This is a genomic window from Streptomyces sp. NPDC002730, from assembly GCF_042888805.1.
In the GTDB taxonomy this organism is placed as follows: domain Bacteria; phylum Actinomycetota; class Actinomycetes; order Streptomycetales; family Streptomycetaceae; genus Streptomyces.
This window is the reverse complement of record NZ_JBIAQG010000010.1, coordinates 370,410-396,677: the sequence shown is the minus strand read 5'-3', so window position 1 is coordinate 396,677 and position 26,268 is coordinate 370,410. Positions and strand designations below refer to the sequence as shown.

The 26,268-nt window shown below is 69.3% G+C and carries 24 protein-coding genes, 2 pseudogenes and 1 riboswitch; of the genes and pseudogenes, 14 read left to right on the top strand and 12 right to left on the bottom strand.

Annotation, left to right across the window (positions count from 1 at the left end):
* Positions 1–143: 143 nt before the first annotated feature.
* Positions 144–344: pseudogene (locus tag ACFYXH_RS26565) on the bottom strand (PRC-barrel domain-containing protein); the annotation flags it as partial.
* Between the two features lie 63 nt (positions 345–407).
* Positions 408–505, top strand: a riboswitch (glycine riboswitch).
* 177 nt (positions 506–682) lie between these two features.
* Here ACFYXH_RS26565 and gcvP point away from each other — a divergent pair.
* The gene (gcvP, locus tag ACFYXH_RS26560) at positions 683–3,568 is read left to right on the top strand and encodes an aminomethyl-transferring glycine dehydrogenase (RefSeq protein ID WP_389567679.1); all 2,886 of its coding nucleotides are present in this window, start codon (positions 683–685) and stop codon (positions 3,566–3,568) included.
* A gap of 72 nt (positions 3,569–3,640) precedes the next feature.
* Here the strand turns inward: gcvP and ACFYXH_RS26555 are convergent, their stop codons facing one another.
* Entirely contained in the window at positions 3,641–3,847 is a 207-nt protein-coding gene (locus ACFYXH_RS26555; RefSeq protein WP_326648482.1) for a DUF5999 family protein, read from the bottom strand.
* 286 nt (positions 3,848–4,133) lie between these two features.
* The gene (locus ACFYXH_RS26550; protein WP_389567676.1) at positions 4,134–4,721 is read right to left on the bottom strand and encodes a hypothetical protein; all 588 of its coding nucleotides are present in this window, start codon (positions 4,719–4,721) and stop codon (positions 4,134–4,136) included.
* A gap of 482 nt (positions 4,722–5,203) precedes the next feature.
* On the opposite strand from ACFYXH_RS26550, the gene ACFYXH_RS26545 reads away from it, so the two are divergent.
* Positions 5,204–6,715: a glutamate-cysteine ligase family protein gene (locus tag ACFYXH_RS26545; protein WP_385311500.1), complete on the top strand. Its 1,512-nt coding sequence runs from the start codon at positions 5,204–5,206 to the stop codon at positions 6,713–6,715.
* 390 nt (positions 6,716–7,105) lie between these two features.
* On the top strand, positions 7,106–7,906 hold the full coding sequence (locus ACFYXH_RS26540; RefSeq protein ID WP_389567759.1) for a CPBP family intramembrane glutamic endopeptidase: 801 nt from the start codon (positions 7,106–7,108) through the stop codon (positions 7,904–7,906).
* A gap of 75 nt (positions 7,907–7,981) precedes the next feature.
* On the opposite strand, the gene ACFYXH_RS26535 is transcribed toward ACFYXH_RS26540, so the two are convergent.
* Positions 7,982–8,803: a PhzF family phenazine biosynthesis protein gene (locus ACFYXH_RS26535; RefSeq protein WP_389567673.1), complete on the bottom strand. Its 822-nt coding sequence runs from the start codon at positions 8,801–8,803 to the stop codon at positions 7,982–7,984.
* A gap of 138 nt (positions 8,804–8,941) precedes the next feature.
* Here ACFYXH_RS26535 and ACFYXH_RS26530 point away from each other — a divergent pair, with 138 nt between their 5' ends.
* Complete coding sequence (locus ACFYXH_RS26530) at positions 8,942–9,550, top strand: PadR family transcriptional regulator (RefSeq protein WP_389567669.1); 609 nt, start codon at positions 8,942–8,944, stop codon at positions 9,548–9,550.
* 57 nt (positions 9,551–9,607) lie between these two features.
* Here ACFYXH_RS26530 and ACFYXH_RS26525 read toward each other — a convergent pair whose 3' ends face one another.
* Positions 9,608–10,036: an SRPBCC family protein gene (locus ACFYXH_RS26525; protein WP_389567667.1), complete on the bottom strand. Its 429-nt coding sequence runs from the start codon at positions 10,034–10,036 to the stop codon at positions 9,608–9,610.
* Positions 10,037–10,299: 263 nt separating this feature from the next.
* Here ACFYXH_RS26525 and ACFYXH_RS26520 point away from each other — a divergent pair, with 263 nt between their 5' ends.
* The 3 genes from ACFYXH_RS26520 to ACFYXH_RS26510 all read left to right on the top strand — a co-directional run bounded on the left by ACFYXH_RS26520 (position 10,300) and on the right by ACFYXH_RS26510 (position 13,041).
* A complete protein-coding gene (locus ACFYXH_RS26520; protein ID WP_389567664.1) occupies positions 10,300–10,845 on the top strand; it encodes a Clp protease N-terminal domain-containing protein in 546 nt (181 codons plus the stop codon).
* A gap of 31 nt (positions 10,846–10,876) precedes the next feature.
* On the top strand, positions 10,877–11,881 hold the full coding sequence (locus ACFYXH_RS26515; RefSeq protein WP_389567661.1) for a DMT family transporter: 1,005 nt from the start codon (positions 10,877–10,879) through the stop codon (positions 11,879–11,881).
* 206 nt (positions 11,882–12,087) lie between these two features.
* Positions 12,088–13,041, top strand: coding sequence for a DMT family transporter (locus tag ACFYXH_RS26510; protein ID WP_389567658.1), 954 nt, complete (start codon positions 12,088–12,090; stop codon positions 13,039–13,041).
* 68 nt (positions 13,042–13,109) lie between these two features.
* On the opposite strand, the gene ACFYXH_RS26505 is transcribed toward ACFYXH_RS26510, so the two are convergent.
* Positions 13,110–13,778, bottom strand: a complete 669-nt coding sequence (locus ACFYXH_RS26505; RefSeq protein ID WP_389567655.1) for a pyridoxamine 5'-phosphate oxidase family protein — start codon at positions 13,776–13,778, stop codon at positions 13,110–13,112.
* 23 nt (positions 13,779–13,801) lie between these two features.
* Here ACFYXH_RS26505 and ACFYXH_RS26500 point away from each other — a divergent pair, with 23 nt between their 5' ends.
* Positions 13,802–15,133 carry an aminotransferase class I/II-fold pyridoxal phosphate-dependent enzyme gene (locus tag ACFYXH_RS26500; protein WP_389567652.1) on the top strand — a complete coding sequence of 444 codons (1,332 nt, stop codon included), beginning with the start codon at positions 13,802–13,804 and terminating at the stop codon, positions 15,131–15,133.
* On the opposite strand, the gene ACFYXH_RS26495 is transcribed toward ACFYXH_RS26500, so the two are convergent.
* The gene (locus ACFYXH_RS26495; protein ID WP_389567757.1) at positions 15,124–16,092 is read right to left on the bottom strand and encodes a DMT family transporter; all 969 of its coding nucleotides are present in this window, start codon (positions 16,090–16,092) and stop codon (positions 15,124–15,126) included. The genes ACFYXH_RS26500 and ACFYXH_RS26495 overlap by 10 nt on opposite strands.
* Before the next feature lie 74 nt (positions 16,093–16,166).
* Between ACFYXH_RS26495 and ACFYXH_RS26490 the strand changes: the two genes are divergently transcribed.
* Positions 16,167–17,108, top strand: a complete 942-nt coding sequence (locus ACFYXH_RS26490; protein ID WP_389567649.1) for a LysR family transcriptional regulator — start codon at positions 16,167–16,169, stop codon at positions 17,106–17,108.
* 52 nt (positions 17,109–17,160) lie between these two features.
* Here ACFYXH_RS26490 and ACFYXH_RS26485 read toward each other — a convergent pair whose 3' ends face one another.
* The gene (locus tag ACFYXH_RS26485; protein ID WP_389567647.1) at positions 17,161–17,628 is read right to left on the bottom strand and encodes a pyridoxamine 5'-phosphate oxidase family protein; all 468 of its coding nucleotides are present in this window, start codon (positions 17,626–17,628) and stop codon (positions 17,161–17,163) included.
* Positions 17,629–17,760: 132 nt separating this feature from the next.
* On the opposite strand from ACFYXH_RS26485, the gene ACFYXH_RS26480 reads away from it, so the two are divergent.
* A complete protein-coding gene (locus ACFYXH_RS26480) occupies positions 17,761–18,411 on the top strand; it encodes a cysteine hydrolase (RefSeq protein WP_389567645.1) in 651 nt (216 codons plus the stop codon).
* Here the strand turns inward: ACFYXH_RS26480 and ACFYXH_RS26475 are convergent.
* Entirely contained in the window at positions 18,398–18,847 is a 450-nt protein-coding gene (locus ACFYXH_RS26475) for a Rieske (2Fe-2S) protein (protein ID WP_389567643.1), read from the bottom strand. The genes ACFYXH_RS26480 and ACFYXH_RS26475 overlap by 14 nt on opposite strands.
* Positions 18,848–18,918: 71 nt before the next feature.
* The gene (locus tag ACFYXH_RS26470; protein ID WP_389567640.1) at positions 18,919–21,039 is read right to left on the bottom strand and encodes a prolyl oligopeptidase family serine peptidase; all 2,121 of its coding nucleotides are present in this window, start codon (positions 21,037–21,039) and stop codon (positions 18,919–18,921) included.
* A 205-nt stretch (positions 21,040–21,244) separates the two neighbouring features.
* Here ACFYXH_RS26470 and ACFYXH_RS26465 point away from each other — a divergent pair, with 205 nt between their 5' ends.
* Complete coding sequence (locus ACFYXH_RS26465; RefSeq protein ID WP_389567638.1) at positions 21,245–21,820, top strand: hypothetical protein; 576 nt, start codon at positions 21,245–21,247, stop codon at positions 21,818–21,820.
* Positions 21,733–21,975, top strand: coding sequence for a DUF2470 domain-containing protein (locus ACFYXH_RS26460; RefSeq protein ID WP_389567635.1), 243 nt, complete (start codon positions 21,733–21,735; stop codon positions 21,973–21,975). Before ACFYXH_RS26465 ends, ACFYXH_RS26460 begins: the two co-directional genes overlap by 88 nt.
* A gap of 323 nt (positions 21,976–22,298) precedes the next feature.
* Here ACFYXH_RS26460 and ACFYXH_RS26455 read toward each other — a convergent pair.
* Both ACFYXH_RS26455 and ACFYXH_RS26450 read right to left on the bottom strand, forming a co-directional pair.
* A pseudogene (locus ACFYXH_RS26455) lies at positions 22,299–22,391 on the bottom strand (amidinotransferase); the annotation flags it as partial.
* Positions 22,392–22,413: 22 nt separating this feature from the next.
* Positions 22,414–23,361, bottom strand: coding sequence for a methionyl-tRNA formyltransferase (locus ACFYXH_RS26450; RefSeq protein ID WP_389567633.1), 948 nt, complete (start codon positions 23,359–23,361; stop codon positions 22,414–22,416).
* Positions 23,362–23,611: 250 nt separating this feature from the next.
* Here ACFYXH_RS26450 and ACFYXH_RS26445 point away from each other — a divergent pair, with 250 nt between their 5' ends.
* Both ACFYXH_RS26445 and ACFYXH_RS26440 read left to right on the top strand, forming a co-directional pair.
* On the top strand, positions 23,612–24,964 hold the full coding sequence (locus ACFYXH_RS26445) for a lysine N(6)-hydroxylase/L-ornithine N(5)-oxygenase family protein (protein ID WP_389567630.1): 1,353 nt from the start codon (positions 23,612–23,614) through the stop codon (positions 24,962–24,964).
* Between the two features lie 227 nt (positions 24,965–25,191).
* Entirely contained in the window at positions 25,192–26,238 is a 1,047-nt protein-coding gene (locus ACFYXH_RS26440; protein ID WP_389567628.1) for an iron-siderophore ABC transporter substrate-binding protein, read from the top strand.
* Positions 26,239–26,268 lie beyond the last annotated feature (30 nt).

Below are 26,268 nucleotides of genomic sequence, written 5' to 3'. Positions count from 1 at the left end.
TGGTGGTAGAGCTGGAGCTCCTGCTCGGGGGAGAGATGGCGGCCGACGCCGAAGTCGGGGGCATCCTTGATCAGCGCGCGCTCGTACGGGATGTGCAGGGTGTCGTCGACGACCTTGCTGGGCTCTAGCGGGACGAAGGCGTCCCGGCTGAAGAGGCCCGTGCGCACAGCCGCCCACTCGGGCGCCCCTGTCGCATCGTCCAGATACACCTCGTCCACAGTCCCGATCTTGGTGCCATTGCGGTCGAACGCCTTGCGGCCGATCAGGCTGCGCGGATCGATATCGGTCTGCACGGTCCCTCCAATAGGTCGCAACTGCTGTTTAAATACTACAAAAGTGCACATCGGTGGTATCGGCCACTCGAGCGATCGGCGAGGGGGCGCGCTGGTACGCTGGCAAACGGCTGCTGACCCCGTGCGGGAGAGTCCTCCGGTGAAAGTACCGGTGGCGCCGAAGGAGCAAATCCTCCCCGGAATCTCTCAGGCCCCTGTACCGCACGGACGAGGTCACTCTGGAAAGCAGGGCGGGCGTCGGACGGCATCCGCTCTCACCGACGGTGAAAGTCGGCATGCCTTGTGCGCGCCGGTGAAGCTCTCAGGTTGAGATGACAGAGGGGGAGGCCGTCCGGGCATCCGCGCCGTGGTGCCCCTCGTAGGTCGTGTCTGACCAGGAGGCCTCCTAAATGACCGCCAACCGCATTCCGCTCTCCCAGTTGGAGCGAGGCACCCCCTTCGAGCAGCGCCACATCGGGCCCGATGTCGAGGCCCAGGCCAAGATGCTCGCGCAGGTGGGCTACGGCTCGCTCGACGAGCTGACCGCTGCCGCGGTGCCCGATGTGATCAAGAGCGCCGAGGCGCTGAACCTCCCGGGCGCTCGCACCGAAGCCGACGTTCTCGCCGAGCTGCGCACCCTCGCCGACCGCAATCAGGTGCTGGCGCCGATGATCGGCCTCGGGTACTACGGCACCTTCACGCCGCCGGTCATCCTGCGCAATGTCATGGAGAACCCGGCCTGGTACACCGCGTACACGCCGTACCAGCCGGAGATCTCGCAGGGCCGGCTCGAGGCTCTGCTGAACTTCCAGACGATGGTGGCCGATCTGACCGGCCTGCCCACCTCCGGCGCTTCGCTGCTCGACGAGGGCACCGCCGCCGCCGAGGCCATGTCGCTCGCCCGCCGGGTCGGCAAGGTCAAGGACGGCGTCTTCCTGGTCGACGCCGACGCCCTGCCGCAGACCCTCGCGGTGATCCAGACCCGCGCCGAGCCGACCGGCGTCGAGGTCGTCACCGCGGATCTGAGCGAGGGCATCCCGGCCGAGATCGCCGAGCGCGGCGTCTTCGGCGTGCTGCTGCAGTACCCGGGCGCCTCCGGTGCCGTTCGGGACATCAAGCCCGTCGTCGAGCAGGCGCACGAGCTCGGTGCGATCGTCACCGTCGCCGCCGATCTGCTGGCGCTGACCCTGCTCACCTCGCCCGGCGAGCTGGGCGCCGACATCGCCGTCGGCACCACTCAGCGCTTCGGTGTCCCGATGGGCTTCGGCGGTCCGCACGCCGGCTACATGGCCGTACGCGACAAGTTCGCCCGCAGCCTGCCGGGCCGACTCGTCGGCGTCTCCCTGGACGCGGACGGCAACAAGGCCTACCGGCTCGCGCTGCAGACCCGTGAGCAGCACATCCGCCGGGAGAAGGCCACCAGCAACATCTGCACCGCCCAGGTGCTGCTCGCCGTCATGGCGGGGATGTACGCGGTCTACCACGGCCCGGAGGGCCTGCGGTCGATCGCACAGCGCACCCACCGCTATGCGGCGCTGCTCGAGGCGGGACTGCAGGCCGGCGGTGTGGAGGTCGTGCACGGTTCCTACTTCGACACGGTGACCGTCCGGGTGCCGGGCAAGGCCGCCGAGGTCGTCGCCGCCGCACGCGAGGGCGGGGTCAACCTCCACCTCGTCGACGGTGACCAGGTCTCCATCTCCTGCGACGAGACCACCGGACGTGCGCAGTTGTCCGCCGTCTGGTCCGCCTTCGGCGTCGAGGGCGACATCGAGGCGCTCGACGCGACCACTGCGGAAACGTTGCCCCAGGCTCTGCTGCGGACCGACGACTACCTCACGCACCCCGTCTTCCACCAGCACCGTTCCGAGACCGCGATGCTGCGCTACCTGCGCAGGCTCGCCGACCGTGACTACGCGCTGGACCGCGGCATGATCCCGCTCGGCTCCTGCACCATGAAGCTGAACGCGACCACCGAGATGGAGCCGGTGACCTGGCCGGAGTTCGCGCAGATGCACCCCTTCGCGCCGGTCGAGCAGGCCGCCGGCTACCTCACGCTCATCCGCGAGCTGGAGGAGCGCCTCGCCGAGGTCACCGGGTACGACGCGGTGTCCATCCAGCCCAACGCCGGTTCGCAGGGCGAGCTCGCGGGCCTGCTCGCCGTACGCGCGTACCACCGTGCCAACGGCGACACCCAGCGCACCATCTGCCTCATCCCGTCCTCCGCGCACGGCACCAACGCCGCCAGCGCCGTGATGGCGGGCATGAAGGTCGTCGTGGTGAAGACCGCCGACGACGGCGAGGTGGACATCGAGGACCTCCGCGCCAAGATCGAGCAGTACCGCGACGAGCTGTCCGTGCTGATGATCACCTACCCGTCCACGCACGGTGTGTTCGAGGAGCACGTCGCCGACATCTGCGCGCAGGTGCACGACGCCGGCGGCCAGGTGTACGTCGACGGCGCCAACCTCAACGCGCTGGTGGGCCTCGCCAAGCCGGGCAAGTTCGGCGGCGACGTCTCGCACCTCAATCTGCACAAGACCTTCTGCATCCCGCACGGCGGCGGCGGTCCGGGCGTCGGCCCGGTCGGTGTACGGGCGCACCTCGCCCCGTACCTCCCGAACCACCCGCTCCAGCCGACCGCGGGACCGGAGACCGGCGTAGGACCGATCTCGGCCGCCCCGTGGGGCTCGGCAGGGATCCTGCCGATCTCCTGGGCGTACGTACGTCTGATGGGTGGCGAGGGCCTCAAGCGCGCGACACAGGTCGCCGTGCTCGCGGCCAACTACATCGCCAAGCGCCTGGAGCCGCACTACCCGGTGCTCTACACGGGCCCGGCCGGACTGGTTGCGCACGAGTGCATCGTGGACCTGCGGCCGCTGTCGAAGGCGACCGGCGTCAGCGTCGACGACATCGCCAAGCGCCTGATCGACTACGGCTTCCACGCGCCGACGATGTCCTTCCCGGTGGCCGGCACGCTGATGATCGAGCCCACCGAGAGCGAGGACCTGAACGAGATCGACCGCTTCTGCGACACGATGATCGCGATCCGCGGCGAGATCGAGAAGGTCGCCTCGGGCGAGTGGCCCGCGGAGGACAACCCGCTGCGCAACGCCCCGCACACGGCGGCCGCGCTCGGCGGGGAGTGGGAGCACGCCTACAGCCGGGACGAGGCCGTCTTCCCGGCCGGGGTGAGCGCCGCGGACAAGTACTGGCCGCCGGTGCGCAGGATCGACGGTGCGTTCGGCGACCGTAACCTCGTCTGCTCCTGCCCGCCGCTGGACGAGTACGACAACTGACGCGCGGAGCACATGCATCGGGGCCGGTACGGAGAAGTCTCCGGCCGGCCCCCTTGTCGTACCGACGGCGCCTCAGGCGGCCGTCATCACCTGCCCGGTCTCCCGCGCCCGGTGCGGAGCGATGATCTGCCCGTCCGGCAGCAGCTCACCGGTGTCCTCGAAGAGCAGGACGCCGTTGCACAGCAGGCTCCAGCCCTGTTCCGGGTGGTGTGCCACGAGACGGGCTGCTTCCCGGTCGGCTGAGTCGGATGTAGGGCAGAGTGGCTGGTGCTGGCACATGGGTGGGTTCTCTCGCTGCGTTGTAGTGAGTGTCCTGCGGCTTGATGAGGTGTTCATGGCCGCCCCCCGTATCTGTCGGTCGCTCCCAGTGTTGCCCCACGGGCGTCATTCCGCAGGGATTTCGCGGCAGCTCTTCTTACTGGTTAATGACGTATCACCCAGGCGGACGGTTCAGCTCAACTCCATTGTCCTTTCGGGTGGTTCGAGGGGGCCGGTATGGGCTAGTCCGGATGGGGCAGGAGTGCGCCCCGCGACCGGGCGGTCACGGGGCGCGACGTGCGGTTTTTCAGGCGGGTGAGCCGAGCAGCGGGGCAGGCGAAAGCCGCAGCGTCATCACCGGCAGCAGATCGGCGACGCGGTGCGGACGGTGCGCCGCGATGCCGGGTGGCGCGGGGGCCAGCGGCACCAGTACGTCCGTTGGCAGGGGTGTGCCGGATGAGGCGTCGGCGTCCGTGTCCCCGTGCAGCCAGAGCGTGAGCATGTAGAGCTCGGGAATGGAGAGCAGGCGCGGCTGGAAGGGAGTGTGCATCGACTCGGCCTGGCGCAGAGCCCGTTCGGTGGAGCTGAGGTAGGGGCCTTCGAAGAAGTGCGAGAAGGTCCAGCCGTCGGCGGTGAGCATCGTCTCCGCCGCGGCCACGGCTCGTTCGCCGCTGCGGATCAGGAAGCGCCAGCCGGTGAGGCGGGTGTAGGGGGCACCGCCGCTCGGCACGATCTGGTCCAGTACGTGGACAGGTAGCGGCAGTTCGGGGTTCAGCGGGCCCTGGGCGGACCTGAGAGCTGGTGTGCGAGCCTCGCGGACGGCTGTGGGAGAACCGAGTGCCATGAGGACGGTGCGCAGGGCAGGCGCGGGAGCCGGGGGGACATGCAGCGGCATGGTGGGTCGCCTCTCACTTCGGAGACACGTTGGAGCGTGGGCAGGTGCGGACGGCACTGTCAGCGTGCGGGGCCAGAGGGGGGCCGGAAAGGCCACCGGGCGCCAACTCTCTACCTCGTTTGCAGAGTTTATACGACACGTGTTCTCACAGTGTTTCTGCTAGCGGTCCCACGTATTTCCGGCAAGGCGGTATCAGGTCCTTCTCCGGCAGCCTTTCTGTCGACATTTCGTGAAGGCAGGGCTGCGGCCTGGGATTCTACCTGCGGCGCGGACGGCTGAAACCAGTCGGTGTTTTTTACGAGGCATCGGGCAGTGGTAACTGCGTACTGCACCATGCCTAAGGAATGTGCCACTGGAGACTCTGTCCACACTACCGGTCGCGCGCTGCGCGTGGGGCGTTATGGATCAGTCGGTCTGGGCATTATCGTCCGAGACGCGAGCGGTCGATGCTGCGTGGTGCCCACTCGAGGAAGGACGCTTCGATGGGAGAGAAGGTCGTGGCAGGCGGATCCGACCTGTCCGATCGGCAAAGGTACCGGAGGAAGTTGCAGCAGTGCCTCGCGGGACTGGGCCGACTGCTGGCCGAGAAGAGGTTCGACCGGCCCAAAAATCTCATGGGGCTGGAGATCGAGCTGAATCTCGCAGGTGCCGACGGGCTGCCGCGGATGATGAATAAGGAAGTGCTGGAGCGCATCGCGAGCCATGATTTCCAGACCGAGCTCGGCATGTTCAACCTGGAAGTAAATATCGTTCCGCACCGGCTGGGCGGGCGCGTACTCGATCAACTTGCCGAGGAGTTGCGCACGGGCCTCGGATATGCCCACCGCAAAGCGAACGAGGTCGGCGCGGGGATCGTGATGATCGGAATTCTTCCGACGCTCGCCCAGCACGACCTGGTCTCCGCGAACCTCTCGGACGTCGACCGCTACAAGCTGCTCAACGAGCAGATCGTCGCCGCACGGGGCGAGGACTTCGCGCTCGACATCGAGGGCGTGGAGCGGCTGAGCTGCACCTCGACGTCGATCGTTCCCGAAGCCGCCTGCACCTCCGTGCAGTTGCACCTCCAGGTGACGCCCGGACGCTTCGCGGATGTGTGGAACGCCGCGCAGGCGGTGGCCGCCGTACAGATCGCGGTCGGCGCCAACTCGCCCTTCCTGTTCGGCAAGGAGCTGTGGCGCGAATCGCGGCCACCGCTGTTCCAGCAGGCCACCGACACCCGCCCGCCCGAGCTCCAGGCCCAGGGCGTACGGCCGCGGACCTGGTTCGGCGAGCGGTGGGTGGACTCGGCGTACGACCTCTTCGCGGAGAACCTGCGCTACTTTCCGGCCCTGCTGCCGATCTGCGACGACGAGGACCCGCTGCGGGTGCTCGACGACGGCGGTGTGCCCGGACTGCAGGAGCTCGTCCTGCACAACGGCACGGTCTACCGCTGGAACCGGCCGGTGTACGGAGTCGCCGACGGCGTACCGCATCTGCGCGTGGAGAACCGCGTGCTGCCCGCCGGCCCCACGGTCACCGATGTGATCGCCAATGTCGCCTTCTACTACGGGCTCGTGCGCGCGCTCGCCGAGGAGGCCAGGCCGGTGTGGACCCGGCTGCCCTTCGCCGCCGCGGCCGAGAACTTCGACACCGCGTGCCGGCACGGCATCGACGCAGAGCTTCTGTGGCCGCGGCCCGGCCGGGCCGGCGGTATCACGCAGGTGCCGGCCGTCAAGCTCGTACGCGACGAACTGCTGCCCCTGGCCGCGGCGGGGCTCGATGCGTGGCATGTCGAGCCCGCGGACCGCGACTTCTACCTCGGAGTGATCGAGGAGCGGTGCAGACGGCGTGTGAACGGGGCTTCGTGGCAGGCGGAGACCTACCACCGGGCGCTGGAGGCCGGACTGGAGCGGGACGCCGCCCTCGCGGCCACCACCCGCCGCTACTGCGAGCTGATGCACGAGGGCGAGCCGGTGCACACCTGGCCGGTCGGCTTCCCCGGCCCGCACTCCTGAGCGGCTTGCCCCGTCTGCCCGTCTGCCCGACCGCCGTGATCACTTCGAGGATCACGGCCTGGATCTCGGCGGGGTCGCGCACCTGGTACCCGGCGCCGCCCGTGGCCTTGGCGATCCGGTCGACCTCCTGCTGGTCGGCGTCGTGGCGATGGCGACCGTGCGCCCGCGCACGCGCGGCCGGGACCTGCCTGCGTCCGTCGGGTCGTCGTCGGGCAAGCTGTGACGTCCCATGCGGTGGTGCCCCTCGTTGAACGATGAGTGAGGAAAAGGAGACCGGCGTCATCGCAGTGACGCTCGTCCCCAGCCTCTCGCGCGCGATTTCGTGCCTGCATTCGAGACCCTGGCGGGGCGAGGATGGGGACGAGGCGGATTACTCAACTGGAGGCAGGTGTGCAGGCGGAGGCGGGACGCGTGGCTGATTCTCTTCCTCGAGAGGTCATGTCGCGAAGGATCTTGCGGTCCGAGACGCTCCTCGTACTGGCGCTCTCGCTGGGCGCGAGCGGAGTGTCGGCGCTGATCAGCTTTGTTGGTTCGGTGACGAAACCGGGTGGTCTCAAGGACCAGGCGGCGACGCTGAACAAGTCGTACGCCCCCGGGCGGCCGTGGCTCGATCTCGCCTGGCAGCTCTTCGATATCGCGATGGCGCTGGTGCCTGTCCTGCTCGTCGCGCATCTGCTGCTGCGGGAGGGCGCCGGTCTGCGGTCGATCGGCTTCGACCGGACCAGACCCTGGTCCGATCTGGGGAGGGGCGCGCTGATCGCGGCGGGCATCGGCGGCGCCGGGCTGGCCTTCTACCTTGTGGCGCGCGCCGCCGGGTTCAACCTCACCGTGGTGCCCGAAGCGCTGCCCGAGGTGTGGTGGAAGCACCCGGTACTGATCCTCTCGGCGATCCAGAACTCCGTACTGGAGGAAGTGATCGTCGTCGGGTATCTACTGCGCAGACTCGGGCAGTTGGGCTGGACGCCGATGGCCGCGCTGGTGGCGAGTTCGGTGCTGCGCGGCTCGTACCACCTTTACCAGGGCATCGGCGGCTTCGTCGGCAACATGGTGATGGGTGTGGTGTTTGTGCTGCTCTACCGGCGGTGGGGTCGGGTCGGGCCACTGGTGGTGGCGCATGCGCTGCTCGACATCGTGGCCTTCGTCGGCTACGCGCTGCTGGCCGGGAAGGTGGGGTGGCTGCCCACTCCGTGACTGGCGGTGGGCATAGAGGGGCGTACGGCGGGTGCCGTACGCCCCTTGGTGTGTGCGGCCTGGCGTTTCCCGTTGTCAGGGTGCGGTGAGCAGCTCGCCGTCGATGACGGTCACGGCCCGGCCGGTCAGCAGGGTGCGCTCGCCGCGCAAGGAGGTGCGGACCAGGCCGGACCGGGCGGAGGCCTGAAGCCCGGTCAGTTCGCTGCGGCCGATGCGCGCCGACCAGAACGGCGCGAGGGCCGTGTGCGCGCTGCCCGTCACCGGGTCCTCGTCGATGCCGACCCGCGGGAAGAAGCCGCGCGAGACGTAGTCGTAGCCGGAGACCGGGTCTCCGGCGGCGGCCGTGACGATGATGCCGCGCTCCGAGTGCGCCACGAGGGCGGGAAAGTCCGGCGTCAGCGCGCGTACGGTCCGCTCGTCGGCCAGCTCGACCAGCAGATCGCCGATGTGCGCGCCCGTGTCATGGACCGAGACCACCTTCGCGCCCAGTGCGTCGGCGACGCCGTCCGGGATGTCGACCGCGGTGAGCGGGGACGTGGGGAAGTCGAGGGTGAGCGTGCCGTCCTCGTGGGCGGTGGCGGTCAGGATGCCGCAGCGTGCGGCGAAGCGCACCGTGCCGCTCGCGGTGCCCGTGGTGTGCAGGACGTGTGCGGTGGCCAGCGTGGCGTGGCCGCACATGTCGACCTCGGTGGTCGGTGTGAACCAGCGCAGCGCCCAGTCGGCCTCGCCGCCGGAGGGGAGGGGATGGGCGAAGGCGGTCTCCGAAAGGTTCACCTCCGTCGCCACCTGCTGGAGCCAGGAGTCGTCGGGGAAGCGGTCGGAGTCCAGCAGCAGGACTCCGGCGGGGTTGCCGGCGAAGGGACGGTCGGTGAAGGCGTCGACGATTCGAATCCGCATGCCGTGACCGTACGGGCGGGGCAAAGCCGCAGGCCAAGGCCAATTCGGGGTCGCTGGACCGATTGAGCGTTGCCAGGCGATGCATTCCGATATATCGTTGACGCATCGCGACAGATCAACGATGGAAGGAGCGTAGCGATGCGTTCACATGAACACGGTCAAGGACACGAACACGGGCATGGGCACTGCGGGCCCGGCCATCAGGGTCGGGGCGACTTCGAGGGGCGACGCGCGGCATTCGGTCCGTTCGGACCGCCGTTCGGTGGGCCTTTCGGGGGCGGACGCGGTCGTGGCGGCGGCAGGGGGAGGGCGCGGCGCGGCGATGTGCGTGCCTCGATCCTGGCGCTGCTGAAGGACCGGCCGATGCACGGTTACGAGATGATCCAGGAGATCGGCGAGCGCAGCGGCGGGGCCTGGCGGCCCAGCCCCGGCTCGGTCTACCCGACGCTCCAACTGCTCGAGGACGAAGGTCTGATCACCAGTGAGAGCGAGGGCGGCAAGAAGCTGTTCACGCTCACCGACTCGGGGCGTACCGAGGCCGAATCGGGGCCGGAGGCTCCGTGGGAAGAGGCCGGGCGTGGAGTCGACTGGGAGACGGTCAACGAGATCCGGCAGGCCGGGTTCGGCCTGATGGAGGCGTTCGGCCAGGTCTGGAAGACCGGTACCACCGAGCAGCGGCAGAAGGCCGTCGCCGTCATCAATGAAGCCCGTAAGAAGCTCTATCTGATCCTTGCCGGCGAGCACTGACTCGTGGCGCGATGAGGGCCCCGCACAGCCGTGCGGGGCCTTCTCGTGTGTCTGGCGTCAGGCGATCAGCCCGCCCAGCTTGCGCAGCGATTCGTTCAGCGCGGCGGTCGCCGAGTCCTTGAGCTTGCCGGCCATCAGCGACACGGCGGCGCCGGTGAACTCTCCGTCGATCCGGACCCGCGTCGCGTTACCGTCAGGGGTGAGTGTGTAGCGGTTGCCGACGCTGACGCCCATCGGGCCCTTGCCCTTGATTCCCAGCACCCGGCCGGCCTCGAACTCGTCCACGGTCCAGGCCACTTCGGCGGGAAAGCCCATGAGCTTCATGTTCTCCTCGTATGTGGCTCCCAGTTCCAGCGTCCCCGGGCCGCCCTTGGGGAAGCTGGTGTGGGTGGCGTTCCACTGGCCGTAGGTGGTGAAGTCCGTCAGCTGGGCCCAGACCTTCTCGGCCGGCGCTTCGATACGGGCCTCGGCACTGACTTCGGCCATACGACCACCCCTTCTCGTCGGGTTACGGTGTCGCGGAACGTAGCCGTACCAGTCCGAACATTCAATACTGATGAACAGTCAGATCCGGTCGATGTTGTGACCGTGGAATCGGATGGCAAGGCGGCGCGCGCCCCTCGGGGAGAACTGGCGGGATCTCATCCGTAAGGAGGAGAAACCGGTCGTGCGTGCCCAACTTCCGCGGGATGCGGAAATGGGACCAGGCGGGGACGCTCGGGCCTTGGCGAACTGATGGGGTGGGAGATGTGCAAAGCCCTACCCCGCGGGTGCCTCAGCAGCCCGCCGCCACCCGTACAGAACTCGACGACAGGCTCACCGTGGAGCTGGCTTCGGTGGTCGCGGGTGCGCGCAGAAGGGCGCTGCGCGACGGCGACCGGCAGATCGACACGGCTCATCTGCTGCACTCGCTGATCGAGTCGGACCCCGAGGTGCGGACCGTCGTCGGCGACGGGCCTCAGGTCGCGCGGGTGCTCGGCTATCTCGTGCAGCGCAGCATCGGATACGGCCTGCGCTGGCAGGGTTCGGTGGAGGATTCCGGCACGGTTCCCGTTGTGCGGGAGGCGGATGCGGATGCCTCGCGGTGGTCGCCGTCGGCGGTCACCGCCATGGAGGGCGCGCTGCAGCGGGCAGAGCTGCGCGGCGACGCACGGGCCCGCGGCATTGATCTGCTCGCCTGCCTCGCTGTGGATCGCGAGAGCCGGGCGGTTGAGGTGCTCGGGCGGGCCGGGGTGGACGCGGCGCTGCTGGCCGGGCGGATTGCCGAGGTGTCTCGACATGTGTCACAGGGGTGACGGTCCTGACTCCCGCTGACATGATGTGCCGATGCACGCGTCTCAGGGAAGGAGCGCCGGCCTGGGACTCGCCCTGGGCTCGGCGTTCGCATTCGGTGGATCAGGTGTCGCGGCCAAGCCGCTGATCGAAGCGGGTCTCGACCCGCTGCATGTGGTGTGGCTGCGAGTGGCCGGTTCCGCGCTCGTCATGCTGCCGGTTGCCTGGCGCCACCGTGACCTGGTGCTGCGCAGGCCCGCACTGCTGGTCGGCTTCGGGCTTCTCGCCGTCGCGGGCGTACAGGCCTGCTACTTCGCGGCGATCTCCCGGATCCCGGTCGGTGTCGCGCTGCTCGTCGAATACCTCGGGCCCGCGCTCCTCCTCGGCTGGGTCCGCTTCGTCCAGCGCAGGCCCGTCACCCGGGCCGCGGCGGTCGGTGTGGTGCTCGCCGTCGGCGGTCTCGCCTGCGTTGTGGAGGTGTGGGCGGGGCTCAGCTTCGACGCCTTCGGGCTGATGCTCGCACTGGGCGCGGCATGCTGCCAGGTTGGCTATTTCGTCCTGGCCGACCAGGGCAGCGACGGGGACGACCCGGCGGATCCGCTGGGTGTGATCGCGTACGGACTGCTCATCGGCACGGTGGTGCTGACCGTGGTGGCGCGCCCGTGGGGCATGGACTGGTCCCTGCTGGGCGGCAGTGCGGACCTGGGCGGTACGCAGTTGCCCGCGGCGCTGCTGCTCGGCTGGGTCGTGCTGATCGCCACAGTGGTCGCGTACGTCACCGGAGTTGTCTCGGTGCGCAAGCTGTCGCCACAGGTGGCGGGCGTGGTGGCGTGCCTGGAGGCCGTCATCGCGACCGTACTGGCGTGGGTGCTGCTGCGGGAGCATCTGTCGGCGCCGCAGATCTTCGGCGGCGCGATGGTTCTGATGGGAGCATTCATCGCGCAGTCGCAGGCACCGAAGGCGCCGTCCGGGCCGGTGGCGGGCGGTGGGCCGGAGGGCGGGCCGGCCGAGTCGGCCGGGTCACGGGCGGAGTTGTCGGTCCCGCAGGCGGCGCCGTAAGGTGGCGATCATGCATTCGACCGTACTTCCGCCTCCTGCCGCCTAGCGCGGGCGGCAGTTCTCTGACGAAGACCGGGCTCGGGGTGTCCCCGAGCGGTTTGTCGCTGCCCGCGTGACGGAGCGAAGCGACCACCATCCCGTTCTTCACACGGAGAAGTCACGTGTCGGATCTTTCCACCCCTCTCTCTTCCGCTCCTGCTGTCGGCGTGTCATTGCCCGTCGGGCGGAGCCTCTTGTATCTGATCGTCGCCGGAGTGGCGTGGGGGACCGCGGGCGCGGCCGCCTCGCTGGTCTTCCAGGTGAGCGACATGGGTCCGCTGGCGCTGTCGTTCTGGCGCTGCGCGGGCGGACTCGTACTACTGCTGGGCGCGCTGGTGTGGCGGGCGCGGCAGGCTACGGCGGATGGCGCTTCCGGGAGTCCTGCGGAACCGCGGCGCCGGCGGCTGCTGCGGATTCTCGCTACGGGGATCGGGCTCACCGTCTTCCAGAGCGCCTACTTCGCGGCTGTCCAGGCCACCGGCCTCGCGGTGGGCACGGTCGTCACGTTGGGCGCGGGCCCTGTGCTCATCGCGGTGGGCGCGCGGCTGACGATGGGGGAGCGGCTCGGGCGGGGCGGCGTCATCGCCGTCACCGGGGCGCTGGTGGGTCTGATGGTCCTGGTGCTGGGCGGCGGGGGCGGGACGGTGCGACCGGTCGGGATCGCGCTCGCGGTGCTCTCCGCGGCCGGGTATGCGGCGATCACGCTGCTGACGCGTTGGCTCGGTCGTGACGGCGGCGGCGATTCGCTCTCCACGACGGCGTGGGCGTTCGCGATCGGGTCGGTGGGGCTGCTGCCGATGGCGATCGGAGAGGGGCTGCTGCCGCACACGGCCGAACTCGGGCGTGTGATCTGGCTGCTGGTGTACGTGGCGGCGGTGCCGACGGCTCTCGCGTACGCGCTCTACTTCGCGGGGGCGGCCGTCGTCCGGGCCGCGACGGTCTCGGTGATCATGCTGCTGGAGCCGGTGAGCGCGGCCGCCATCGCGGTGACGGCGCTGGACGAGCGGCTGACGGCGGCGACAGTGGTGGGGACGTTGTTGCTGCTGGCGGCGGTGGCGGGGCTCGCGGTGGCGGAGGCGCGGGTCGCGGCGGTACGGAGAAGGGCGGCGACGCCGGCGTAGCGGCCGGTGCAGGGTGCGGGGGCAAAGGCCCCGCACCCTGCACCGCGCACACCGACCAGGCGTGCCCGTCAGCGTGCCGAAAGGTACTCCGGGACCGCGATCGAGCTGTCGAGATCCTGCGCCGGGATCGGGGTGCCGTACGCAGTGTGCAGCGGGACCACTCCCGTCCAGTAAGGCAGCGTTGCGTCCTCCGGGTCGTCGTTCGGGCCGCCGGTGCGGATCTTGGCGGAGACCTCCGTCAGGTCCAGGCGCAGGACCGCCGTCGCCGCCAGCTCCTTCGCGTTCGCCGGGCGCGAGTCGCGTGAGCGGCCCGCCACGACATGGTCCACCAGGGCGTCCAGAGCCGAGCGCTTCTCCTCGGGGTCGGTGACCTGATGGGCCGTACCGTGGACGACGACCGAGCGGTAGTTGAGCGAGTGGTGGAAGGCGGAGCGGGCCAGGACCAGGCCGTCGACATGGGTGACCGTGAGGCAGACGGCGAGGCCCGGGTCGGCCTCGCCCGCCATGCGCAGCGGGCGCGAACCAGTCGAGCCGTGCACGTACAGGTGATCGTCGACCCGGGCGTAGAGCGTCGGCAGGACGACGGGCGCGCCGTCGCGTACGAAGCCGAGATGGCAGACGTACGCCTCGTCGAGTATCGAGTGGACCTGCTCGCGGTCGTACGCGGCGCGTTCCCGGGCGCGGGTGGGGACGGTGCGATCGGTCGGCTCGTAGGCGTCCGGCATTGCGTACTCCATTGCACTAGTGCATAATCCTGTTTGTGCTAGGAGAGTATCGGATCGCCGGACGGCGTGCATCGGAGATTGCCGCGAGCGTTGAGCGCGCGGTCGGCGCGGGTGAGCTGGAACCGGGTCAACTGCTGCCACCCATGAGGGAGTTGGCGACCGAGCTTGGCGTCAACCCGAACACCGTCGCGTCCGCGTACCGGACCCTGCGCGACCGCGGAGTGATCGAGACCTCGGGGCGCAAGGGCAGTCGGGTGCGCCCGCGGCCGGCCAGCACCGCGCGCGGAACCATCCGGGTCGAGGCGCCACCGGGCGTACGGGACCTGGGTCAGGGGAACCCGGACCCCGCACTGCTGCCACCGCTGCAGGATGCGCTCGCCGCCGCGGCCCGGCGCAATGCGGAGGAGCCCGGACTGTACGGACAGGCGCCCGTCGACGCGGAGTTCGCTCGGCTCGCGCGCGCCGGAATGGACGACGACGGCGTGCCCGACGGCCCGGTCGCCGTCACCTCCGGATCGCTGGACGCCATCGAGCGTGTCCTCGCCGCGCATCTCAAGCCCGGTGACGCGGTCGCCGTCGAGGACCCCGGCTGGGGAAGCCTGCTGGACCTGGTGCCGGCGCTGGGGCTGAAGCCCGTGCCGGTGGCACTCGACGACGACGGGCCGCTGGCGAGCGCGGTGGAGAAGGCGTTGACCGCAGGTGCCAGGGCGCTGATCGTCACCGGCCGGGCGCAGAACCCGACCGGCGCCGTGGTGAGCGAGGCGCGGGCGCGTGAACTGCGGGCCGTACTGGCCCGGTTCCCCCACACTCTGCTCATCGAGGACGACCACGGTCACGCCATCGTCGATCTGCCGCTGCACCCCCTTGCCGGAGTGACGGACAGCTGGGCCCTCGTACGCTCCACGGCCAAGGCGTACGGGCCTGATCTGCGCGTCGCCGTGCTGACCGGGGATGCCGTCACCGTCGACCGGGTCATGGGACGGCAGCGGCTCGGACCCGGCTGGGTCAGCAGGCTGCTGCAGCGCGCGGTCGTGCACCTGTGGACGTCGGACGCGGTGGATCCGCGGGCCGTCGCGCGCTCGTACGGGGAACGGCGCGACGCGCTCGTACGGGCGCTGGCGGAGCGGGGGATCGAGGCTCATGGACGCAGCGGGATGAATGTCTGGGTGCCGGTCCCGGACGAGACGGGAGCGGTGGCGCGTCTGTTGCACGCCGGCTGGGCCGTCGCGCCGGGGGCGCGGTTCAGGATGGCGGCGCCTCCCGCTGTGCGGATCACCGTCTCGGACCTGGCGATGGACGACATCGGGCCGGTCGCCGACGCGGTGGCGTCGGCGACCGGCCCGGCGCCCGCACGCAGTTACGGCTGAACGGCAGGTGCGGGCGCCTTCGGGCGGCTCTGGGTGAGCGCCGCGCCCGCGAGGACTATCAGCGCGCCCACCGGGGTGTTCCAGCCCAACTGCTCGTCCAGGACCGCGACGCCCGCCGCGGTGGCGATGACCGGGATGAAGTAGGTGACCATCTGTGCGGTCGTCGGGCCGACCTCGGCGACCAGGCCGTACTGGAGGAGCAGCGCGAAGCCGGTGCCCAGCGCACCGAGTGCGATCACCGCGAGCAGCGGGACGAACGGGACGGACGTCGGCAACGTGGTGAACAGCGGCGTGACCACCGCGAGTTGGACCGTCGCGAGGAACAGCTGGGCGCCGGTCAGCGAGAGGTTGGAGTTGCTGCTGCCGGCCAGGGTGCGGCGCACATAGATCCAGCCGATCGGATAGCTCAGCGAGGCGAGCAGGGCCATCGCCGTGCCGGTGAGGTCGAGCCCGGAGAAGCCCTGCCAGGCGCCGAGTACGGTCAGCACGCCGAGGAAGCCGATGCCGAGTCCGGCGACCCGGCGACGGGTGGGCCGGTCCTCGGAGAGCGCGACCATGGACAGGGCCATGCCCCACAGCGGTGAGGTGGCGTTGCAGATGCCGGCCAGCGTCGAGGGGATCGTCAGCTCGGAGTAGGCGAAGAGTGAGAACGGCAGGGCGTTGAGGAGGAACGCGGCGACGGCGAGATGCATCCAGGTGCGGATCCCGCGCGGCAGCCGCTCCCGTCGCACCACCATGGCGACGGCCAGCACCGCCGTACCGAAGAGGAGCCGGCCGAAGGTGACCTGAAAGGGCGCGTACGCCCCGGTGCCGACCTTGATGAGCAGGAAGCTGAAGCCCCAGACGGTCGAGAGCACCGCGAACCTGATGCGCCAGTCGAGGGTTCGCCCTCTGCGTACGGGGCCGACGGGTGTGCGCGCGGGGGCCGAGGAGGTCCGGGAGGGGACGGCGGTGCTCATGCCGTCCACCATCGCGGCTTCAACCTCGTAGGACAAGCGAGAATTGTTTGAGCTGTTCGCGTAGCATCGCTTACATGTTGAATCTGGAGCGCCTGCGGACCCTCGATGCGCTGGCCCGCCACGGCTCGGTGAGCGGAGCGGCCGACGGCTTGCATGTGACGACCTCGGCGGTCTCCCAGCAGATGGCGAAGCTCGAGCGGGAGGTGGGCCAGCAGCTGCTGGCGAAGAACGGGCGCGGCGTTCGCCTCACCGACGCCGGCCGGCTGCTCGCCGACCATGCCGCGCGCATCCTGTCCCAGGTCGAGCTTGCGCAGTCCGATATCGAGGCGCAGCGAGGTGAGGCGGTCGGCGAGGTGAGAGTGGGCGCCTTCCCGACCGCCGCCCGCGGGCTCTTCCCGGCGGCAATGACGTCTTTGCGCGCAGCCCACCCCGAACTGCGCGTCCGCTCACGCGAGTTGGAGCCCGAGCGGGCGATCAGAGAGGTGATCAGGGGTGACCTCGACCTCGCGGTCGTGCTCGACTGGAGCAATAGGCGGCTGCCCGTGTCGGGCGGGCTCGCGCAGGTCCATCTCCTCGATGACGTCCCCGATGTGGCCATGCCCGCGGATCATCCTCTGGCGGGCCGGGCGGAGGTGGATCTCGAGGAGTTCGCCGACGACGACTGGGTGTCCTGGCCGGAAGGCGAATTCTGTTACGACTGGCTGATGTTCACCCTGCGCTCGAAGGGCTTCGAACCGCGGATCGCGCATATGGCGGAGGAGCACCATACTCAGCTGGCGCTCATCGAGGCGGGGCTCGGGGTGTGCGTCACGCCCAGGCTCGGGCGCGGCTGGGTGCCTGAGGGCGTGCGGCTGGTACCCGTGCGACAGCGGATGCGCAGGCATATCTACGCGGTGTGGCGGGCCGACGCGGACCGCCGCCCGTCGATCCGGGCGGCGGTCGAGGCGCTGCGCGAGGCTGCCGTTTCGGCTGCGGAGGGGTCCGACGGTGCGGCTGGATCCGACGCGTCTACCTGATCGGTCTGATCGGACGGATCCGAGGTTCGACGCATCGGCTGCGTGAGGCAGATCAGAGGGCCGACAGCTTCCTGAAGTCCCAGGACGCGATCGCGTCGGGAGTCAGCCGCAGCCAGGCGTGCCTGCCGTCGTGCGGCATCTCGTCCATGTCGAAGTTCTTCCGTGCGAACAGCCTTTCCGGCACGTCCAGTTCGGGGCACGGCTCACCCGTACGCGGGGCCTCGCCGACGAAGACGGCGGTGCCGGAGAGCTCGACGCCGCGCAGCTCGCTGTACTCCTCGCCGTCGTCGACGACGACGGCGAGCCTTGGGTTGTGCCGCAGTTCGGCCCAGCGGCGGCTGCGTGTGATGGAGTACAGCCACAGTGAGGTCCCGTCCCAGGCGAACCACAGTGCGCCCACATGCGGACGGCCGTCCGCGGAGACGGTGGCCACCCGGCAGGTGCGCTGCTCGGCCAGGAACTCGTCAAGCTCGCCGGGCGTCATCATGATGCGACGGCCCCGGCGCTGTGTGACGGCCATGAGCGGCCCCCTCCCTATGGCTGACTAAGTGTCAGAAATCACGGGGGGCTCTTCCTTCATCACGCAATGGCCGTTACTGTCGCGCGCCCAGTCCCAGTGACAGTCCCGGTCCCAGTGACATGAGGGGGAGCTGTGCCGTCCTTCGAACAGCTAGCGGAACAGCTGGACCCGACCAGCACGGCGCTGCTCACCGTCGAGTGCCAGCAGGGTGTCGTCGGCAAGGACAGCGCCCTGCCCGAACTCGCCGCCGTGGCCCGCTCGTCCGGTGCGCTCCTCAACGTGTCACGTCTGGTCGCGGGCGCTCATGAAGCCGGTGTACAGGTGCTGCATGCCGTCGCCGAGCGGCGGCCCGACGGGCGAGGCGCCAACCACAACGCTCGGCTTTTCCGGGCTGCCGGGCGGCTGCCCGTCCAGCAGCACTCCGGCACGACGGCCGTCCGTATCGCGGCGCCGATAGAAGTCGCGGACGAGGACCTCGTCGTACGCAGACTGCACGGCCTGTCGCCCCTCGCCGGCACCGACGTCGACGCCCTGCTGCGCAACCTCGGCTGCCGCAGCCTGCTGATCACAGGAGTCTCGGCGAACATCGCCATCCCCAACGCCGTCTTCGACGCCGTCAACCTCGGCTATAAGGCGGTCGTTCCGGGCGACGCCATCGCGGGGGTCCCCTCCGACTACACCCTCGCGATGATCCGTAACACGCTCGCACTGGTTGCCACGATCACCACCACCGACGATGTGCTCGCCTGCTGGAAACGGTCGCGCCGCATCACACGAGCTTGATCGAGCCTCCGTCGACGGTGATCGACGCGGCGGGCAGCGGAGAAGTGGCCGGCCCGGTCTTGACGCTGCCGTCCGCCGCGTCGAACTGGCTGCCGTGGCACGGGCAGTGGATAGTGCCGTTGGAGATGTCCTTCACCGCGCAGCCCTGATGGGTGCACTTGGACGAGAACGCCTTGAACTCGCCCGGCTTCGGCTGAGTGACCACCACATCGCCGATGACCTTGCCGCCGCCCTCGGGGATGTCCGTGGTCTTGGCGAGAACCTTGCCGGCGACGTCCCCGCCTGCTTCGCCGCCGGCCGGCTTCTCGCCAACCGTCTGCCCGCCGTCGTCCGAGCCGCCGCACGCGGTCAGCGCGACGGCGAGACCGGCTCCGCCCACCGCGGTGACGACGGTACGGCGGGCGACGGTCCGCGCGGGCCTCTGCGATCCGGTCATGCTGGCTCCCTTTCAACGGCCGGCCTCGTCGGCCGGTTCGTGACGAGGTACGGGGAGCGGAGGCGAGACGTTCAAATTCTCAAGGATTTCTTGAGGAAGTCGACCTCGAGTGACAGCAGATTGCTGGCTGTGTCTTCCTGGGTGACCATATGGGTCGCTCCGGAGAGCGGGAGCACACTGTGCGGGCGGCCCGCGGCGAGCAGCGCGGAGGAGAAGCGCAGCATATGGGCGACAGTCACATTGTCGTCGGCGATGCCGTGCACCAGCAGCAGCGGGCGGGTCAACTTGTGGGCGTGTGCGACGAGTGAGCAGCGTTCGTAGGTCTCGGGCGTCACGTCCGGGTGGCCGAGGAACCGCTCCTCCCAGTGCGTGTCGTAGAGCCGGCGGTCGGTCGGGGCGCCGCCGGCGATCGCCGCGTGGAAGACCTCGGGGTGGCGCAGCACGGCACCGGCCGCGAGATAGCCGCCGTACGACCAGCCGCGGATCGCCACCGCGTCCAGATTCAGCTCGGAGTGGTGGGCGGCGGCCTCGCGCAGCGCGTCGATCTGGTCCTCGAGGACGGGAGTCAGCCGGTCGCCGTACACGGACTTCTCCCACTCGCGGCCGCGGCCGGGAGTGCCGCGGCCGTCCGTGACCAGCACGGCGAAGCCCTGCTCGGCGAACCACTGGGAGACGGCCGTCCACCAGCCGCGTGCCCGGACCACCAGCTGGATCCCGTGCCCGGAGTACGGATTGAGGAGTACCGGCAGCTTGCCGGAGCCGGGCTCGTACCAGGACGGGAGATACAACTGGCTGCGCAACTGACGCCCGCCGAGCGTGAGGAAGACCGGGCGCGGCACGATCCGGGGCTCCTCGGCGAGCACGGCGATCTGCCCGGCCGGCACTCCGCCGTGCAGCACGGTCACGGTCTGCCCGTCGTCCGTCCTGCTGTTCAGCACGACCGTGTCGCCGCCGACCGCGGCGGTGTGGACGCCCGGCCCCTCGCTGACGCGGACGAAGCCGGCGGCGGAGTCGTACGACCAGACGTGGGTCTCGGTCGGCTCCTCGCAGGCGGTGAAGAAGACCCGCTCCCCGACCGCGCCGAGGACCTCACGGACCTGGAGTCCGGCGGGGGTGGGGGTGCTCCCGATACGCAGGCCCTGCGTATCGTCCCGGCACCACGGGATGACGGGCGTGCCCGACGGGAGGCGAACCGGGGTGCCGGGCAGCAGCGACAGCCAGATGTGGTCGCGGGCGTGGTGCTGCAGTTCCGTCGCCCCGGTTTCGGGGTCCACGGTCAGGATGTACTCCGAGCGCTGGTCGCGGGTCTGCACGGAGATCAGGGGGCCGTGGCTGTCCCAGCCTGCTGTGGTGACGTACTCGAAGGCGGGGTCGGTCCACGCCGCGGGGAAGTGGTGCTCGTTCGCGGCGGCCGGGATCTTTACCTCAGCCCGCTCGCCGTTCAGCCGGACGATGTGCAGTGACACCTTCGCGTTCGCCGTCCCCGCCGCCGGATACGGCATCGACCTCGGCGGCTTGGTCGGATTCGCCGGGTCCGCGATGTACCGGCGCTGCACCGGCGAGTTGTCGACCCGCGCGACCAGCAACGCGTCGCCGCCCGGCGACCACCAGTAGCCTCGCGACCGTCCGATCGACTCCGCCGAGACATGGTCGGAGAGCCCGTAGGTCACCTCGGGCCCCTCCGGCGCTGCCAGCAGCCGGTCGTCCGTCCCGTCGGTCCGTACGACATGGAGGGCGCCGCCGGTGACGTAAGCGATCGAGGCACCGTCCGGGGCGGGGCGCGGGTCCACCACCGGTCCGGCGGCCGCGATCCTGCGCGGTTCTCCGCCGTCCGTGCGGACGACCCAGAGCTCACCGCCCAGCGCGAAGGCGACGACCCGGGCCTCCCGGTCGGTCGCGTACGCCACCACACCCGACGACATCTCCCTGGCGCGTTCCCTGCGGACCTTCTCCGCCTCCGGAATCTCCTCCTCCGTGGAGCCGCCGAGCGTTGGCGGGTCGGCGAGTATCCGCTCCTCGCCCGCCTCGTACAGCCACAGTCGGCTCACCGGGTCCGCGCCGCCCGTGCTGCGTACGAACAGCACGCGCGCACCGTCCGGCGAGACCGTGAACCGCTGCGGGACACCGAGCGAGAAGCGCCTGGTGCGGGCGAATTGGCGGGGGAATCCTTGGGCGTTCAGGTGGTCATCCATGGGGCATCCTTGCCATCCCCGCAAAGGCCATGACAAGCGAATATCGGAGTGATCACCCGAGCCCGCCCGAAGTGCTGTGGGGCAATGCTTTCCGAAGTCACAGCGACTTCACCGGCGACTGGCGCGCCCCACCGTGGACTGGTCGCCGAGGTCTGTCATAGGTTAACTTAGGTAAGCCTAACTTAATCTATGAGGAGGAGTCAGGATGAGTGCTGTGGACGTGCGCACGGCCCAGCCGACCAACGGCGAGCGAGTCCGCACTGTGGTGGCCGCTGCGGGGTCGCTGATGGTGGTCACGGACAGGCACTCCTGCGAGCTGGCCGGTCTGCACACCCTGGATGACAGGGGTCGGCTGCTGCTGCGAGTGCCGGACGATTGCGCACTGGCTGCCGAGGTCGCCCTCGCGCCACGCGGCATCGTGGGCGCAGTGCTGAAGTTCACCGATATCGCACCCACCGCGGTGCGCGATCGTGTGCGCGCCCGCGTGACGCTCACCGGCTGGTTCGCTCCGGTCAGCGGCAGCCCTCAGGAGCCCGGCGTCGAACTGCGTCTGGACTTCGCGCACGCCGAACTCGATACGGCGGGAGGAACGGTCACCGTCGGACTCGACGAACTCACCCTGGCCTGCGCCGATCCGTTGGCCGCCTACGAGGCCGACATGCTCACCCACCTCGTCGACGGCACAGCGACGTCGTGGCCCTGCTCGCTCGACTCGTGGACCCGCAGCTCGTGCAGGGAGTACGGCGCGTCCTTCCGGTGTCACTGGACCGGTACGGGATAACACTGCGGCTCGAACACGCCAACACGCACCACGACGTACGACTGCCCTTCCCCGCTCCACTGAGCGACGCCGCAGAGGCCGGCGACCAGGTCCAGGCACTGCTCGCCGCTGCGCGCTTCCGCCCTCGTCGGCTCGGGTCGCCGAGTCGGCCATGACCTCGGCGCCGCCCGGAGGGCCGCAGCCGGTTCCCACGAGCGAGCGGCCGGAGACCTTGGCTTGGCCGCTGCCTCCGTTCAACGCCCCCTGGGGGCTCGACGCGGTGTGTGCGGCACGCGCGGCATCGTGGCTCCCCTCCGCCAACATCTCGACGTTCAGGTCGCCGTTCGCGACGGCACGGAAGATCTGAGCCCAGTCGGTCGGCATGTTGGATACGCCGACGAACATATCGCCGCCGCGTGGACCGGATGATCCATGCGGCGGCGATGACCGTTCGGCCCCGGGGACCGTTGCGGGGCCCACTGGCGGACGGGTCGGCCGAACGCAGCTCCAACGTGCAGCACTTCACGCTTCCGCCGGCCTTGAGAAGTTCCGCCAGATCGACGCCGATCGGGTTGAAGCCCCGGCTGCGCAAGGCCCTGGTTGATCCCCTGGTCTCAAGGACGGCTGGTGAGGTAGCCACCCATGGAGCGGAAGTAGTCGGTCGCGGGTATCTCCTCGCCGTCCTCGGTGCGCACGCGCGTGATGGCCAGGCCGTGGTTGCGGCCGTGGCGGGCGTCGGCTCCGGCGACGATCACCACGCCGTCGCCCTCGCGGTAGAAGATGCGGCCGGGCGTGCCGCCGTAGCGGCCTTCGGACACGACCGCCGCAAGGATCTCGAGGCGCTTGCCCTTGTGGTAGGTGAAGGCGCTGGGATACGGAGCGGACTGGGCGCGCACGAGACGTTCGAGGTCTTCGGCCGGCCAGCTCCAGTCGATGCGGATGTCCTCGGCGGACCGCTTGTGGAAGAAGCTGGCCCGCGACCGGTCCTGCTTGGTGAACTCGGTCTCGCCGGCGGCGATGCGGCCGAGTGCGCCGACCGTGACCGGGGCGATGAGGTCGACCGTCTTGTGGAACAGGTCGGTGGCCGTGTCCGTCGGCTCGACCGCCACAGCGCGCTGAACCACGATGTCGCCGGCGTCGAGCTCGTCGTCCATCATGTGCGCGGTGACGCCCACTTCACGCTCGCCGTTGATCAGAGCCCAGATCAGCGGGGAGAAGCCCGCGTACTTGGGCAGCAGCGAGTCGTGCACGTTCAGCGTGCCGTGGCGGGGGAGGTCGAAGATGCGCGGAGGGATCCACGTCCGCCAGTTGTTCGCCACGATGATGTCGGGGGCGGCCTCCTTGAGGGCGGCGAACAGCTCCTCGTCATCAGGGCGGTTGCGGATCAGTACGGGAACGCCGTGCTGTTCGGCGAGGTCGGCGACGGAGTCGCTCCAGATCTTCTCGTATGCGTGCTCACTCTTGGGGTGCGTCACGACCATCACCACGTCGTGCTCGGAGTCCAGGAGAGCTTGCAGGGTGCGGTGCCCCCAGGTCTGATAACCGAACATGACGACCCGCATGGGGTTCCTCCTCAGAGTGGCGATGGACCGGCGCATAAGTAAAGCAAGCCTTACCTAAGCGCGCAACGAGGCAAGATTTTGGGCTGTGTTTGCATCCATGACCCACCGCTTGTCCGTTTTGCCCTGTCGACAGGTCCGTCAGATGAGGTTAGCTTTACCTAAGTTCCGCTCGGCCGCCGCTCCGTCGGTGTGCCCTGCTCCCGCTTCCCCAAACGCCTGACAAGCGGCTGCCCCGCACGATGGGAGTGACATGTCACAGGCTCTTCCTGACGACGCACCACCGATCCACGACCTCATAGGAATCGGCTTCGGGCCGTCCAATGTGGCCATGGCGATAGCGCTCAGCGAGCACAACGCACGCGTCGGCAGGCAGGAGGCGGTCACTGCTCACTTCTTCGAGCGGCAGCCGCGCTTCGGCTGGCACCGCGGCATGCTGATCGACGACGCGACCATGCAAGTGTCCTTCCTCAAGGACCTGGTGACGCTTCGGAACCCGTCGAGTGAGTTCAGCTTCCTGTGCTACCTGCAGAGCAAGGGACGGCTGGTCGACTTCGTCAACGGCAAGAGCCTCTTCCCGCTGCGGGTGGAGTTCCATGACTACTTCGAGTGGGCCGCGGCCCAGGTGGACGACATGGTGTCCTATGGGCACGAGGTCGTCGCCGTGCGGCCCGTCGTACGCGACGGAGTGGTGGAGTACGTCGATGTGACGGCCCGTTCGGGGTCGGAGGTGGTGGTCCACCGGGCACGCAACCTCGTGATCGGCACGGGTCTGCGGCCGCAGATGCCTCAGGGCGTCGACCGGACGGACCGGATCTGGCACAACTCCGACCTGCTGGCACGGGTGGACGGCCTGGATGACGCCCAGCCGTCCCGCTTCATCGTGGTCGGGGCCGGCCAGAGCGCCGCGGAGAATGTGGCCTTCCTGCACCGCCGCTTCCCCGAGGCGGAGGTCTGCGCCGTCTTCTCCCGCTACGGCTACAGCCCCGCCGACGACAGCAGCTTCGCCAACCGGATCTTCGACCCCGAAGCGGTCGACGAGTACTTCACGGCCCCTGACGAGATCAAGCACAAGCTGATGAACTACCACGGCAACACCAACTACGCCGTGGTGGACATCGACTTGATCGACGACCTGTACCGCCAGGCGTATCAGGAGAAGGTCCTGGGCACCGAGCGTCTTCGGTTCCTCAACGTGTCCCGGCTCACCGACGTCGTCGAGACCCCGGACAAGGTTCGTACGACGGTCGAGTCGCTGGTCACCGGAGAGAAGACTCCACTGGACGCCGATGTGGTGGTCTACGCCACCGGCTACCGGCCCGCCGACGCCCTTGGGCTCCTCGGCGAGCTCGGGGAGCACTGCCACCGGGACGACGACGGACGTGTCCGCGTCGAGCGCGACTACCGCGTCGCGACCGATGCCGAACTGCGGTGCGGAATCTACCTGCAGGGCGGCACCGAGCACACGCATGGCATCACGTCGTCCCTGCTGTCGAACACCGCGATCAGGGTCGGCGAGATCCTGGAGTCGATCGTGGACCGGAGCCAGGAGCCCGCCTCCGGCCAGGCCCGGCAGACCGCCGACGAGATCGGCACGCCCCTCTAGCCACGGCCTCCCCTCATCATGCGCCTGCCCGGTGGCCGCCTCCCGCCGGGTGGGCAGCCATCGATCAGGTGGTGCCGATGCTCGAGGCCATCAAGTAACGGCCACGTCGTCGACGAGATCAGCACGCCCTCTGACCCACCCCCCGCACCCCCGTCCCTCCCGTTCCGCCGGAAGTCCCCGGGGCGGGCGGCGACTCGCTCTGTGAAACCCCCGTGAAAGGAACCACCGTGTCCGCTGGATCACGTCCCCTGCTGCATGGATTCGTCAGAAGGCTGCCGAGCGCGGCCGTCGCCGTCGCCGCCGCACTGGCTCTGACCGCCTGCGGCAGCAACGACGCCAAGAAGGACGACACGACGTCGGCCGACAAGACGGGCGCCGCCACCGGCGCCTTCCCCGTCACCGTCGAGCACAAGTACGGCAGCACGGAGATCAGCGAGGAGCCGAAGAAGGTCGTCACCCTCGGCCTGTCCGACCAGGACGCGGTGCTGGCGCTCGGCGTCAAGCCGGTCGGCTCGGTCGACTGGTTCAAGGAGACGCCGTACGGCAAGTGGCCGTGGACCAAGGAGCTGTGGGGCTCCACGAAGCCGCAGATCGTCGGTGAGCGTGACGAGTACAACGTGGAGAAGATCGCGGCTCTCAAGCCCGATCTGATCATCGCTCAGTACTCGGGGATGAAGAAGGAGCAGTACGACACGCTCTCCAAGATCGCCAAGGTCGTCGCCCAGCCGAAGGGTCACCCGGACTATGCGGCGCCGTGGCAGGTCATGACCAAGCAGATCGGTAAGGCGCTGGGCAAGGAGGCCGAGGCCGAGAAGAAGATCGCGGACATCGACGCGCGTTTCAAGGCCGTCCGTGACAAGCACCCCGAGTTCGCGACGAAGACCCTGGCCGTGGCCGACAGCTTCGAGGCGGGCAAGTACTCGGCGTTCACCAAGACCGACCCCAAGTCGATCTTCTTCAACGAGCTCGGGTTCAAGCTGAAGCCCGAGATCGACACGCTGGCCAAGCCGGGCTGGAACGTCGCCGAGCTGAGCGCCGAGAAGCTGGACGTACTCGACGTCGACCGGCTCGTCTGGGTCACCTCCAGCACCGAGGCCAACAAGCGGATCAAGGCCGAGGCGTTCTACAAGAAGCTGAACGTTTCCCAGGAGAAGCGCGACCTGTTCGTCCCCTACCAGGACCCGGACGTCGGCGCGGCGTTCTCCTTCAACACGGTCCTGTCGATCCCTTACGCGATCGACGAGATCGAGCCGCTGCTGACGGCCATCAAGTAACCGCTCCACTGCTGACGAACGACGCATGAC

Coding starts and splice junctions, on each gene's coding strand:
- ACFYXH_RS26550 (WP_389567676.1), bottom strand. CDS start 4,721: ATGCCGCTGCATGTCCCCCCGGCTCCCGCGCCTGCCCTGCGCACCGTC.
- ACFYXH_RS26545 (WP_385311500.1), top strand. CDS start 5,204: ATGGGAGAGAAGGTCGTGGCAGGCGGATCCGACCTGTCCGATCGGCAA.
- ACFYXH_RS26450 (WP_389567633.1), bottom strand. CDS start 23,361: ATGCGGGTCGTCATGTTCGGTTATCAGACCTGGGGGCACCGCACCCTG.
- gcvP (WP_389567679.1), top strand. CDS start 683: ATGACCGCCAACCGCATTCCGCTCTCCCAGTTGGAGCGAGGCACCCCC.
- ACFYXH_RS26475 (WP_389567643.1), bottom strand. CDS start 18,847: ATGACCGGATCGCAGAGGCCCGCGCGGACCGTCGCCCGCCGTACCGTC.
- ACFYXH_RS26535 (WP_389567673.1), bottom strand. CDS start 8,803: ATGCGGATTCGAATCGTCGACGCCTTCACCGACCGTCCCTTCGCCGGC.
- ACFYXH_RS26555 (WP_326648482.1), bottom strand. CDS start 3,847: ATGTGCCAGCACCAGCCACTCTGCCCTACATCCGACTCAGCCGACCGG.
- ACFYXH_RS26445 (WP_389567630.1), top strand. CDS start 23,612: ATGTCACAGGCTCTTCCTGACGACGCACCACCGATCCACGACCTCATA.
- ACFYXH_RS26530 (WP_389567669.1), top strand. CDS start 8,942: ATGCGTTCACATGAACACGGTCAAGGACACGAACACGGGCATGGGCAC.
- ACFYXH_RS26470 (WP_389567640.1), bottom strand. CDS start 21,039: ATGGATGACCACCTGAACGCCCAAGGATTCCCCCGCCAATTCGCCCGC.
- ACFYXH_RS26465 (WP_389567638.1), top strand. CDS start 21,245: ATGAGTGCTGTGGACGTGCGCACGGCCCAGCCGACCAACGGCGAGCGA.
- ACFYXH_RS26490 (WP_389567649.1), top strand. CDS start 16,167: ATGTTGAATCTGGAGCGCCTGCGGACCCTCGATGCGCTGGCCCGCCAC.
- ACFYXH_RS26525 (WP_389567667.1), bottom strand. CDS start 10,036: ATGGCCGAAGTCAGTGCCGAGGCCCGTATCGAAGCGCCGGCCGAGAAG.
- ACFYXH_RS26505 (WP_389567655.1), bottom strand. CDS start 13,778: ATGGAGTACGCAATGCCGGACGCCTACGAGCCGACCGATCGCACCGTC.
- ACFYXH_RS26515 (WP_389567661.1), top strand. CDS start 10,877: ATGCACGCGTCTCAGGGAAGGAGCGCCGGCCTGGGACTCGCCCTGGGC.
- ACFYXH_RS26495 (WP_389567757.1), bottom strand. CDS start 16,092: ATGAGCACCGCCGTCCCCTCCCGGACCTCCTCGGCCCCCGCGCGCACA.
- ACFYXH_RS26485 (WP_389567647.1), bottom strand. CDS start 17,628: ATGGCCGTCACACAGCGCCGGGGCCGTCGCATCATGATGACGCCCGGC.